This window comes from Labrys okinawensis (assembly GCF_002982075.1).
GTDB lineage: Bacteria > Pseudomonadota > Alphaproteobacteria > Rhizobiales > Labraceae > Labrys > Labrys okinawensis_A.
The window spans coordinates 181,956-194,716 of record NZ_PUEJ01000005.1 but is presented as its reverse complement, the minus strand read 5'-3'; the positions used below and the strand labels follow the sequence as shown (position 1 = coordinate 194,716).

The following is a 12,761-nucleotide window of genomic DNA, read 5'->3' as shown; positions in this document are numbered from 1 at the left end:
CCCTACCCTTTCACCGTCAGTACCGCGATGACCCCGAGGCCCTGCCCCTTGTAGTCGGGCTCCTCCCCGGTCCGCTTAGTCTTCACGAGGGCGAAACGGTCAGACCTTCGGGCGGCAGGAAGCTCATTCAGCCACTTGTTCCATGCATCCGAGAGCTTCTGCTTGATGTACGCATGATGAACCTTTTCAGGGGCCACCCCTCGCACCTCAATGAAATATGCCGCAGGCACATAGAACCCCCGGGGCTTGCCGTCCTTCTCGACCTCAGCGGAAAGGGCCGTCCAGCGCTCCCGGAAAGGAAGCGACGTAGCGCGGGGCTTCATGTGGTCGGTGGGGAGGGTCTCGAAGACCTGGGCGGTGAAGTCGAACTTGGGCTTAGCGCCCGGACTGGGGGCAGACATTGGCGTGTCCTGGGTGAAAAGGAAAAACGCCTATTGTCTCCTGCAAGGATGTACCCTGCGTCCAATTCAAAGAGTGAATCGATGTGGACCCGAAGAGCCCCTATCGATTCACGTTGTTGATAGGTCCCCCAAAGTGTTCCCTCTGGGAGGATAACACGTTGACTTGCGACGGGGCGGTCCCGATAAGCGGCAGCGAGTGTCCCCGAAGATATTCATGACCCGTTAAGCAGCCAACTACTGGCAGTTGTGTAGTCCGCACAGCTTGGGTCGCCCGGAGCCCAATCCGGTTTGAATATTCAGAGGACTAACAATGGCTAAGAAGCGTGAGAACGCATTTTTCCATAAACTGAAGATCATCAACGGCGTGCTTGCCCTGCTCACTCGCTGCGTTAAGCTCGCTGTTTTGGCGCTGGATGCCTACCAGGGCACCTAGTAACCTACGATGATCTTTCGGGGACACTCACTTCCCCCCCGCCCATGCCGAACTTCCCTAGGATGTCATTGAGGACATCGCGTTGCGGCAGCGCACCATTAGGGTCCCTTTGCTTCGCCGCGTAGGCTGCCCGTACCTGCTCGTTCGCCGTGTACATCGCCTTGCGGACATTGCGGTCCTTCATGAGCAGCTTCTTGGCCTTCTCATGGTAGGGATTGATGACGGACCCCAGCATGTAGAGCTTGGTGCCCTTCACCGAGGAGGAGCCATCGGGGGCCTTAAGGTAAGCCTCGGACTGCATCACCTTGGCCACCTGGGACTTCAGCGAGGGAGCACCGGGGAGGTGACCTGATAGTTCCTGAAGGCGGTCGTAGGCGTTCCTGCCATCTTCCGTGGTGACGTCCCTGAGGTCGTACCCGGTGCCGGTCGGCGTGACGTGGGCAATGGAGCGGCCATCTGGGGTGTCCATCGCAAGGCGTTCCATTTCGAGGTCCACAACGCCGTCTGCGGTGGATGATAGACCCAGCTTGGCGTGGATAGGGTCTCCCCAGATATCGCGCCTCGGGGGCACCGTGGAAGACAGCCCCGGAATGGTGGCGATCATCTGGTCCATAATGGAAACCGCATCGCGCATCTCATCGTCCACAAAGGCCGCGTTGGCGTTCCTGAGAAGCGAGGAGGCCGGCACGAAGTTGGACGCGATGTTGCCCACCTGTCTCTCCACCTGCCGCCCCTCACCGCTCATCAGCATGTCCATGGCCTGGTGGAGGTTCCTGAGATAGGTCTGATCGGCTAGCCCTTTGGTAAGCGCCAGCATCAGGGCGGATGCCGTGCGTTCTACGGTGCTTTGGTCAACTCCCGCATGCTGGGAGGCCTCCCCGACAGCCGCCGCAATGGTGAAGGGAATGGCGAATGGGCCCAACATGTCCTTCAACGGGGTGTAGGTCACGCTGCCATCGTCATTGACCCGGCGATAGGCAAAAGGTTTCCATCCAGTGGCCATGAGGTTCCTGCGCGTCTCCGAATCTCCGGGCCCCGGGCCGGTAATCATGCCGTTGTAGGCCATGACCCCGGTGAGCAAGCTGAAGGTGAGACCTAGCGAGGCCTGCCCTCGGGCTTGGGCCTTGAAGAGCCTACGCTGCTGGGGAGTGTCGCCCTTTTGCCCATGGAAGGCATCACGGAAATCCTTGCTGAGGACATTGAGCCCAGGCGTGAGGTTTATTCCGTACCGCACGAGATTGGCTGGGGTCTTCACGAAGGGGACGAAGAGCCGAGCCGGGGGGAACTGCGCGGCAAAGGACTGGAAGGACCTAGCGCCCGCCGCAATCAAACCCGTGTCGAGGTCCTGCGAGAGCGTGGCAATCTGTGCCTCCCTCTTCGCGTCCATGTCGGTGGCCCGTCCAGCATCGTCAAAGGCAGCGGTAAGGCGGCTGTTGACGTGCTCGGAAAGCTCCTTACCGGAGAGCCCCAGGTCCACCGCTTCAAGGTGTGCCTTGGCGCCGACGATAGACCGGTAGGTGATCACCTTGGCCGCCTCATCGGCAGCGGCGAGGAAGCGGAGGGACCCACCTACGGCCATCTGTCCCATGTTCCCGAAGGAGGCCATGGTGTTGTACGTGACGTTCGCCATGCTGTCCCAGGGCTTCCACCGGTAGAGCGCCCGGTTACCCTGCGTGGGCGTCCCGTAGAGGTCGAGATTATGCATGGCGAGGCGGCTGTCCCCGAGGCGGAAGGCCTCCACTGCGGCATTCCATGCGTCCGGCAAAGAGCTTGCCATGTAGAGGTATTGCTTCACGGCCTGCTGCCGGATGGACGCCCCAGCCTCGCCCATGGTGTAGGACCCGATAACCCTTTCGGCTGGCCGCACTAGGGCGGTCACCGTGTTGGACACGATGTTGTTTACCTGGGTCTTCCAGCCCCACAGCAGGTTGCTCGCATAGTAGTAGCTGGCGAAGTCCTGAATGCGCCGGAGGAAACTTGGCTGGGTGATCTTGCGGAGATTCCGAACGTCTCCCGCGCTGTCCACCATAAGCTGGACCAACATGTCCGGGTTGACGGTCTTGAGGCTGTCTATCGTGGCTTGATCCGGGGCGAACTCAGCGCGGTTCCTGCGGACCACACGGCCACCCGCAGCACGGATAGAGTTCGCATGGCCCAAGGCCTGAAGAGCCCGGGCAAGCTGCGCCTGGACCTCCTCCGTAGCTGCCACCGCATTGCCACCCCACTGCCCTAGGCGGCCCTGCTGGATGGCTAAGGAGTTCACATAGGCGTCCTTGAACATCTTGTTGGCGATGAGGTAGCCCATTTCCATGTGGGCGAACATGTCGTGAGCAGCTTCGCCGGCCTTGGCGAGTTCGCTCATCATCGCATTGGGGTCCGTATTGAAGATGGCGGCGTACTGGCTGATGCGCTCCCGGGCCTTTGCGTCGGTGAGCACCGCGCCGCCCTTGAGGTTATCTAGGATGCCCTCCTTGTTCACCGCTTCCACCGCGTGATTGATGAAGCTCTCCACCTCTTCGGGGGTAGCCATCTTGTGGTACGGCAAGCTGTTCGGCGGAGAGGCCATTCTCTCGCCGCTCTGCACGGCTTCCAGCCAGTCCTTCCCGGCTCCGTCCGTGGCGTCCCAGTCCTCGCGAATAGCCTTCATGATGCTGCCGGTAAGCGCCGGGTCGAATCCTTCCGGGGCCTGGGTGTTGCTGGTCCCGCCCTCACCGCTGCTCACCCGGTCCCCCGAGGAGGCATCGAGGTAACTGCGGGCGGCCATCGTGCGGGCCTTGGGGATGTCCACGGAGACCTCCACTCCGCCCTCATCCGCATAGCCGTGCTCCCGGCCCCCGTTGCGAGCACCCGTGGTCCTACGCCCGGTGAGGTTGATCACCTCGGGGTGGGCCCGCTGGAACTGCTTGAGAAGCTGCGAGGCGACACCGGGACCTAGGGCACCTCGGGTCTGCCCTGTGGTGCTCCATATGTCCTCGATCCTTGCGGTGTTCCCCCGGATGGTCGCATGAACGTAGCCCACCGGCTGGCCATCCCGGATGATGGAATAGACCACATCGCCCGGTCCCTTGGCGGGAGGCAATCCGGCTGCCTCTCTGTCCGCTACGCCTAGCTCGAAGGTGCCGGATACAGGCGAGCCCGGAGCCCCCGTCAAGTCCCCAGCGTCCTGCCGCTGAAGATATTTGATGATGTCCTTATAGTAGACCCCATCATCGCTGCGGGTGACACCATCGAAAATCTCAGCTTCGAGGTTCGCGATGATTTCCTTGGTGGCTTCGGGTCCTTCACCCAGCCCCTCGGACTTAGCCCAATCGCGGAGGTCCTGGGCTGCGGCTGCGAGCTGGCCCTCGCCGTAGACTGAGGAGCTATCCTTGAGCGCTAGGTCCTTCGGGTTCTCCGGCAGGATCACGCGGCCAGACTCGATGTCCCTGGCGATCTCCGTCAGGTAGTCCTTGCGGTCCGCAGCATCGCCGACGCCATCCCAATACTTCGTGGCGGACGCTTGGTGCTCAGCGTCCTTCTTCATGATGCTGTAGGCGGCCCGGCTGTCCCTGACCTGCTCGGGGGTCATCCTGTTGAGCTGCTGCTCGGTGTACCCGAGGTCCAGCAGGTCCCGGCGATCCTCGGGCACACCTGGGGCTGGCGACCGGTCCTGGGGGAGGACCTCGCCTTCTAACCCGGTGGTGGGCGCACTAGGGCTCGAACCATCTTGGGGGCTCCCATCCCCACCGACCACCTCGCCATTCCTGACAAGGTAATGCTCATCTCGTCCCAACTGGGGGGCCGCCGCCTCAGCCTCTATGGTGCTTTGGGTCTTGAGCACCTCATCGGATGCCCTGGTGATGCCCTCCCGGTCCCCCGAGGACAATGCCTTGTAGAGCCGCATGCCGCCCATGAGGAGAGCGCCGGCAGTTGCCTCTATGCCGAGGTTCTCAAGGGCATTCTTAAGGCGGCCCTCCGCATCGGTGTCCCCGGGGTGGGCCGCAAGGAACCCGGTGATGGGATTGCGGAGCTGGGGGAACTGCTCAATGACGTTCGAGAGGCGCTCCTGGTGAGGATCGAACATGGTGGTGTTGACGATGGTGGCCTTGGTGGCTTCCACCCCGGCCTTCACCGCCTTGGACCCTTGGGCTAGGCCCTCCAATGCCTCAATCCCCCTGCCGATCCAAGGGAGGACCTTGAGGCCCTCGGTGAACTTCCCGAGACCCACCATGCCCCCCGCGAACTGCCCGAGCCCACCTACGAAACCACCAGCCGGACCCAGGGCGTCCATATGGCCCCGATACTTCTTCTCGGCCCACTGCCTGAAGTCGGACTTCTGGTCACCCGGGGTAGGCCCGGCGAAGAAGTCGTAGGTCTGAAAGCCTGCCTCCACCGCGCCACCACCAAAGGCGGACACGGTGTTGTGGATCATCGAGGGCATAGTGGCCGACTGTGCGGCGGCATCGGGACCCTCGGGGTTGGCCTGCCTCATGGCGACATAGGGGTCCGGGTCCACACCCGATGCCCGTTGTGCGTCCAGAGCTTCCGTGGGGTCCCTGGTGATATCCCGGAGTTGCTGCCCTGCGGCTATGTCCTGGGGGGTGACTGGGGGCTGGGCATCTTGGGCCTGGGCCTCCTCCGCCTGCTGCTCCTCTATGGCCTGCTGTAAGAGGGCAAGACGCAGGGCCTCCTCCTCTTGGGAGCCCAAAGGTGTCCCTGCGGGGACTTCGGGCGTACTGCCTGGGGTCAGCGGGGTGGTAGCTTGGTTCTCAGGTGTGCGCCCTGCGGGGATAGCGGTAAGGGCTGGTGCTTGGGGTTCCGCCATGTGTCTTCATTCCTGCGGACAGCCACATGCGTGCCTCCTGGGTGGGAGACCGGCATGGGGTCAGCGGTTGGTGTTGAAAGGGGACTAAGCTGGGGTGAGCTTAAGGTGGCTCACGGGGTTCTCTGGGTGCACGGCAAGTGGATAGGCGGGGGCTTCCGTGGTACCTGTGGGCATTGCTACCCGCTGGTGAGGCAGACCGATGCCACGGAGGATTGTCTATAGGGTGCTGAAGGTCGGGGACCGGTGGTGGGTACGCCGGGACGAGGAACCCGCAGCAGACTTCAGGACCAAAAATGCCGCAGTCATGGCCGCCACTAGGCTGGCCTTACAGGTTCATCAGGACGGGCATGATGCCCAACTCGTGGTCCATCATGAGGATGGGACCATTGAGGCGGAGCGGACCTATGGGCACGACCCCTTCCCGCCTCGGGGCTGAGTGTCCGAGTTGCACGCCACTGATAGGCTCTTACGCGGGCGTGTCGGCAGACTGCCGGCCTAGTAGTTACTGGGAGGCCTTATGGACGGGGACCCCGGGAGCTGTCCTCATCAGGGTGCACCGAGAGGCATAGACCCAATGCTCTGTAGGGGACGCAATGGTGATGTGTGCAGCATGAAGGAGACCCAGGGCGCCCCCTTCATTAAGCTTGGTGTTATTCCTTAGAATTTACAATGCGTTACGGCACACACCAGGCCCGCAAGGCACCTATTTTCCCCCTTAAAGGCCCTTACGATACCCGGTGAGAGGTGCCCTATTGCCTATCCCTCCTCAGCGGCTACCGGGTGTGCTGCCTCGGGGACCAGGGAGTGAAGCTCGCAGTGAAGCGGGGAATGAACCTCGGGGTGTTCCTGGGAGTAAACCTCGGGGTCTTCCTCGTAGTGTTCCGCCCTGTGTTCCTGCCAAGTTGGTCACCGAGTGGACAATGCAAAGGGTCAAAGTGTGGACACTCTGAGCACAGAGTGAACCTCCTAGTACTCTAGGTAGCCCATGAGGGTGGGACCTAGAGGAGGAGTGGTCTAGTAGCGGAGCTATGGCCCCTATAGCAACACTAGGGAGCACCATAGGGAGCCTATAGTTACACACAGGGGGACCTAATGGCTGCGCCCCTATTCATTAAGCTATGTAACTTTATCTAGCGTTTACAAGGGCTTAGCGAGGCCAACCGGTCGTTTTTCCCCCTGTTTTCCACCGGTAGCAGACCTAGGGCGGCGGTGAATATGGCCAGTGTTACGGCAGGGTGTACACTATGGAAACCCGGAGGGCGCCCTTCATAGAAGTACGAGTTATTCTGCAGCAAAATCAACACGTTACAGTTGCGCTTAAGGTCAAAATGAGCCGATTTTCCACCAATTGGGCCACCATTTGTTTCGATATGTTCAACAGAAGATAACCTGTCGTTTAGCTTTGTCTTGGGGCGATCAATTCGCGATGGCCCGCCGCAGGCACCGACAGGCTATACCCAAGGGCTCCCCCGAGGCTGCGCCCCCATTCATTAACCTGCGAGTTATTCTCTAGCGTTTACAAGGAATTAGAGCGGCCTACCGGTCGTTTTCGCCCCGGTTTTCCACCCGAGATTATCTCAATCGCCGCCAATTGCCGTGCCGAGGAAACTTGCCCGATCATCCGCGGGGCACCAAGATACCTTACACCGCTAGTCAACCTCGGGGCCCTCTCACGATGTGCGGACGGGTAATGCAGAAGGGGCCGGAGCTTCCCGGCATCTATTCCGAAATGGGCTCCACTGAGGAGGAAGTCGCCTCAGCCTGGAAGGCGCTCTACAACGGCTCTCCAACGCAATGGCTATGGATCGTAAGGCGCATCCCCAAGGCCGAACGCAACGAACACTGCCTGATGCGCTGGGGCCTTATCCCGAACTGGGTAAAAGACCCCACCACGATGCCCCTCATGTTCAACGCCCGGTCGGAAGGTATCCAGTCCAAGCCCGCCTTCAGGGGAGCCTACAAGAGCCGCCGCTGTCTGGTCCCGGTGGACATGTTCTTTGAGTGGATGAAGACCCTCGGGGAGAACGGCAAGCCGATCAAAGGCCCTAAGCAACCCTATGCCATCGCCATGGCGGATCACTCCAAGTTTGCCCTGGGTGGAATCTGGGAGAGCTGGACAGACCCGGCCACCAGCGAGATCACCCGCAGCTTCGCCATCGTGACCTGCCCTGCGAATAGCTTGGTAGGCACCATCCATGAGCGTATGCCGGTCATCATCGCCCCGGAGAACTATGAGCGCTGGATGGCTAACATTGAGCCGGACCCCTTTGACCTCATGGTCCCCTTCCCGTCCGAGAAGATGGACATGTGGCCCATCTCGGAGAAGGTCAGCAGCTCTCGGTATAATCAGCGCGATGTGGCGGACCCGATCGAGGGCGAGCCGCTACTTTGACCCCGCTCTCGGAGCTGCCTTGTGAGTGCCGTGCGGGCCCGCTGGGTGGGCGCTATCGGCTGCCCCCCGAAGCGCTTCATAAAGGCCACGGCATGGGCCTGCTCCCTGAAGCAGAATACGAGATGGTAGAGCGCCCATTCGGCAATGCAATGGTGACGCGGGCAGGCGCCCACCGACCGGCAGAACTCCTCGACCTCAGCGAAGTCCGTTAAATGACCATCTGGCGTGTGCCGGGCAACTTGGTGCGGCCAGCCGGCATCCACCATGGATGGGGATAGCTCCCCTTTTCGCCGACCGGTCAATCGTCGCTCCGCCTGTCTGTGTGGGCAAGACGATGGTAGAAGAGGTCCCGTGCATACCCCCTCGATACCCTGGCTGTTATCTCCTCGATTTCATGGCGTAACTCGGCAAGCTCCCGCTGCATGGCCTCATTGAGCACGATAAGGGCCTGCACAGCTGCCACAGGGTCGCCTCCGCAGTCTGCGATGGCCTGTGCCGCAGAGGCGTCTAGCCGGGCCCTCTCGGCACCTTCCCGAATGTCATCCGCCGTTCGCTCCCGCATCGCCAACCTCCGCCATTGCGTCATCAAACGGTAACCTGTCGATAGCCCAATGGCCAGCCATTTGTTCACTTTATGTTCTAAAGCAGAGAGCCCCGAAGTGGGCGCAGGCGCTTGACCTTTTCACGGCTCTCCACAGGCCTCTCCCCAGCTCCCGTACACAGCCGGCTTGCACTCAAAGACGAATCAGGCCCTGATACTCATTGTCTGCATCGCATGTTTTCTTTTGGTGAGAGCTGCGGGCAGAGATGGACCCCACAATCAATGTAAAGATCGGCTTAGTGGGCTTTGAGGCATCCGCCTCGGGGTGGCTGGGTGTCATCGTCGTGGCCCTGGTGGTGGCCCTGATCGTGCTGGTTTGGCGAAAGGGCAGACCCAGGATAATACCCTGGGAAGTCACGGAGCCGCTGCCGCGCAGGAGGCCGCAGAGACCTCCTAAGCGCCCTCCTCCTCCCGACGAACTGTCGAGCCCGCCCAAAGAGAAAGCCGCTCAGTGAGTCGTAGCGGGCTCTCTAGGCTCATTTCCAAAGATGAGGCAGGTTTCTGGCCATCTCAGCCAAAGGTGAAGGTGAACGGCTTCCCGCCTATCGTCCCGGTGCCGGTCCCCCGCGTCCCCGTCGAAGCAAACTCAAAGGGACCACTCTGGCCATTGCTACAATTGAACACCCCGGAGCCCTTACGTGGGGTCTCATAGACGAAGTTACCGGTGCAGGGGAGCCCCTTGTTGCTCTTGATCTGCAACGTGCCGCCGCCATCCGCATACCCCGTAGCACTGCCGGTAAAGGTCTCCCCGCCGCTAGCCATTGAGCCACGAACGGGCAGTGTCATGCTGCATCCGCCAAGAAATAAGGATGATGTAGCGACGGCAATCGCAATAACTCTCATAGCTCCCCCCAAAAAGTCCCTGTCAGAGGCGTAGTGTTTGGTAGCGCTGTGCTTTCATATCGTCAATCCGCGCAATATCGCATAGACCACCGCAAGCAACGTCGCTACCTTCATGGGGTTAGCTTAGGGGGCGTCACTATGCGGCTATTGGGTCTCGCGGTTCTCACGGTGGGGCTGTTGTGCGGTCCAAGTGCTAGGGCGGATGAGCCGGGCGTCCCCTGGTATATCGAAGTGGACACGTACAAAGGCGGCGTCTTCTCGATTAGGCAAGAGGGCAAGAAACAATGTCATGCCTCCCTGAAGAAGATGCTTCGTCGTCCCCTGACACGGCGGGAACAGAAAGAGCAGGATAACGACCGGGGCATCCGAAATAAGTTCGCGGATGCACATGGATGTATCGCCTACGATTCCCGCCCTGGTCCTGCCGGCGTCGATACCTCGGGACCATACAAGGTTTGCCACATGCCGCCCTGCTGCCTGTGGGCACCTCAGGTCTACAAGGAGTACAAGGGGTACTCGGTTAGGAAAGTGGAATGCGCCCAAGTCATCATCGATTGATGGGCCATCTCCGGGATACCAAATGGAAGGACCCGCAGCCATCACGCCACGGGTCCTTACAGTTCAATCCTGATGATGGCCGGCCTAAGCGCCCACCCCTTCAATGGCCCTGTAGACGCTCCCTCTGCCTATCCCCAAGGCCCTCGCAATCTCCGTAGGGGTCTTACCCTCGGCATGCATCTTGCGAACCTCATCCGCCTTGGCCCTCGCGGTGGGCTTCCTGCCCTTGTAGACCCCCTCAGCCTTGGCCTTGGCGATACCCTCACGCTGCCGCTCAAGCATCATCTCCCGCTCGAACTGAGCGAACCCCGCAAAGATATTCAGGATGAGCCGCCCGGTGGCACTCTTGGTATCCACAGTCTCGCCACCCAGATTAAGGACCCGTAGCGCCGCCCCCTTTTCATCGAGTTCCTTCACGATTTCCCACAGCCCCACGGTAGAGCGGGCCAAGCGGTCCACCTTGGTGACTACCAGTGTGTCGCCCTTGCGGGTGAATGTCAGTGCCTCTCGAAGCTGCGCCCTCACGTCCACTGAGGATATCTGCTCTGAATAGACCTCCTCGCATCCTGCCTCTTTGAGGTCCCGAAGCTGGGCCTGTAGGCCCGCCTCTTGTTCCGTTGTCGATGTCCTGGCGTATCCGATAAGCATGCCCGTCAAGCCCCCTTGGTGTCCAATAGGATCAAGGGATGATGAGTCGCAATGTCCAGAATGTCAAGAGGGAGTCTATTGGACGCACCTGAGGAGCAAAGCGGACACGTCCACATGGGCAGGGGCTATTGGACAGGGGAATAAAAAGGTCTATCGCTTTTGCCGCAACCAGCAGGTGCGGAAATGGATCACTTCAAGAGGCTGCGGCGTTGGACGCACGAGGAAATTGCCGAGGCCTTCGAGTATGTAAGGCACAACCTCCCCGAAAACGTCTGGCGTGAATACGCCTATCAAGAAAACAGATGGAGTCATATTAGGGGTTATGTTTGCGAGTGCATACTGCAACTGCTTAAGGAGCTTCATCCCCAGCTATCACGGGAAGACGCCTGGGGCCTGTTCGGGCATCTTCGAGGTTACTTCGATGGGACGGCCTGCAACCAGCGACCGATGGCCCCTTTCACGCCCGCAGATAAAGCCGCACATGGTGCTTAGTTAACGGTCCAGGACATCGGGTGCGGGCCTCGGGCATTCACTCTCGGCACCTTGTGAGAGGCCGCTCCTGGTGCACAATTCCGCTCGCAGGAAAAGGCCCCCACCCGGCACGGGGGGAAGCCCCTCGCCGCTGCCACGTGATGGGGTCTCATATGGGTGACCCAAATTTTAAGCCCGGGAGTTCCCCTTAGGTCGGAAACATGTAGTCCGCTGCCCGAACCTTAAGTCCCCTCTCCGCCTCCTCTGCCTCTCCCCGAGTGAGACAAGCAAGGGTCCGGTATTCGAGGTCCACTAGGTGCCCTCGGCAGTAGTCCCGCTTGCCCTTGTTGTTCCTCCTCCCGGTACCGAGAGGTTCGGGTAGTAAGGAACTCAGCCGGGCCGCTACGTGCCCACCCATCCCGAAGAGCACCTTCTGTCCATTGCTGATGTGCCTCACCTCGTAGCAGCCAGGACCATAGGGGGCCGTGAGGACGCCTCGGTGCTTGGGGTCCGGGAAGGGCCGCCACTCGGACCACTCGTTGTCCATAACGGCTACGCTCCCCCGCACATATGGGAGGCATCGGGCAGCGTCCAGGTCCCCTTAGTCCGCAGGTTGGTCGCCTTGTACTCTTTGCCTCTGTCGTCTCCCGGTGGGCAGTCCTCCGGGATAGACACGAGGCATAGCTTCACCCTGTCGCCCACGCGGGACCTCTGAAGTTCCTTCACGGTGCTGTAGGAGACCCCATAGCCTCCGTTCTCGTATGACACCGAGTTGCCACTGTCGGAGACTCCCTGAAGACGGGAGCCGAGTTCTGAGATGCGGGTCATGACGCACTCTCCCACCCTCTTGGGCAAGTGGTCGTCATCCCCGAAGGCAAGCGAGGGGGCAGCGAGGAGAGCCCCCAACGCGACTAAATAGGACACTCTGCTCACCACTCTCACGCCCTCCTCAGGCTCAGTCTTCCCTGGTCATCCACTAGGCTGCGAGATGTGAGCCCAGCGTGAAATCATGAGGGGTGGCACGGGGGGAAGAGACAGGCCGCCTCCGCGCAGTGGGGACTCATATGAGCGCCCCTCAGTGAGAGCCCCCTATTTCCTCACGGCATCCGGCCCGCACCAATAGAGCCGCTTCTCCTCATGAGCCACCGCGCCGGTCTTATAAGGAACCGCCAAGTCCTCCCTGAGCAACTGCATGCCGGCATTAGGTCCGCTCGGGCTGCCGATCCTGAGAGATGCCAGTGTGCGCCCATAGGGGTCCTTTCGGGGCTTGGGGTCCCGCTCAATATAGACCGTCTTGCCCCTGAGGAGTTGGGCCAACCGGGCCTTGGCCTTGAGACCCCACTTCAGTCCCTCCTCGCAATCCGGGTGGAAGATTTCGGGCGCATCGATGTCGAGGAGCCTGATGCGTTCCGAGCAGCCGGGCCGTGGGAAGACACAAGGGAGTGCCACTGTGTCACCATCAAGGACGATGATGCGGGAGCCGTCTATTGGTTGGTAGGTGGCGGCCATGGCAGAAGTCGCCAGGAAGACAGCCACTACTTGTGTGCATATGGAATAGCGACCAACTCGTGACATGTAGACTACCCCACGGAGACTCTCAACTGTTTATG

8 protein-coding genes are annotated in these 12,761 nt (G+C 60.7%); 3 read left to right on the top strand and 5 right to left on the bottom strand.

From position 1 onward, the window contains the following. Positions 1 to 2 precede the first annotated feature (2 nt). Positions 3 to 401: a hypothetical protein gene (locus C5L14_RS14620; RefSeq protein WP_105862795.1), complete on the bottom strand. Its 399-nt coding sequence runs from the start codon at positions 399 to 401 to the stop codon at positions 3 to 5. A 310-nt stretch (positions 402 to 711) separates the two neighbouring features. On the opposite strand from C5L14_RS14620, the gene C5L14_RS30835 reads away from it, so the two are divergent. Continuing rightward, positions 712 to 834 (top strand): hypothetical protein, encoded by a 123-nt coding sequence (locus C5L14_RS30835; protein ID WP_281062574.1) that lies wholly within the window; start codon positions 712 to 714, stop codon positions 832 to 834. Positions 835 to 838: 4 nt separating this feature from the next. Here the strand turns inward: C5L14_RS30835 and C5L14_RS14615 are convergent, their stop codons facing one another. Further along, positions 839 to 5,521 (bottom strand): hypothetical protein, encoded by a 4,683-nt coding sequence (locus C5L14_RS14615; protein ID WP_105862794.1) that lies wholly within the window; start codon positions 5,519 to 5,521, stop codon positions 839 to 841. A gap of 316 nt (positions 5,522 to 5,837) precedes the next feature. Here C5L14_RS14615 and C5L14_RS30960 point away from each other — a divergent pair, with 316 nt between their 5' ends. Then, positions 5,838 to 6,074 (top strand): DUF2188 domain-containing protein, encoded by a 237-nt coding sequence (locus C5L14_RS30960; protein ID WP_105862793.1) that lies wholly within the window; start codon positions 5,838 to 5,840, stop codon positions 6,072 to 6,074. Between the two features lie 1,239 nt (positions 6,075 to 7,313). Continuing rightward, positions 7,314 to 8,030 (top strand): SOS response-associated peptidase, encoded by a 717-nt coding sequence (locus tag C5L14_RS14605; RefSeq protein ID WP_105862792.1) that lies wholly within the window; start codon positions 7,314 to 7,316, stop codon positions 8,028 to 8,030. Between the two features lie 298 nt (positions 8,031 to 8,328). Here the strand turns inward: C5L14_RS14605 and C5L14_RS14600 are convergent, their stop codons facing one another. The 3 genes from C5L14_RS14600 to C5L14_RS14565 form a co-directional block, all read right to left on the bottom strand. Further along, complete coding sequence (locus tag C5L14_RS14600) at positions 8,329 to 8,592, bottom strand: hypothetical protein (protein ID WP_105862791.1); 264 nt, start codon at positions 8,590 to 8,592, stop codon at positions 8,329 to 8,331. A gap of 1,524 nt (positions 8,593 to 10,116) precedes the next feature. Next, positions 10,117 to 10,680 (bottom strand): recombinase family protein, encoded by a 564-nt coding sequence (locus C5L14_RS14585; RefSeq protein WP_105862788.1) that lies wholly within the window; start codon positions 10,678 to 10,680, stop codon positions 10,117 to 10,119. A gap of 1,560 nt (positions 10,681 to 12,240) precedes the next feature. After that, complete coding sequence (locus C5L14_RS14565) at positions 12,241 to 12,660, bottom strand: thermonuclease family protein (RefSeq protein ID WP_181161177.1); 420 nt, start codon at positions 12,658 to 12,660, stop codon at positions 12,241 to 12,243. Between the last annotated feature and the right edge of the window lie 101 nt (positions 12,661 to 12,761).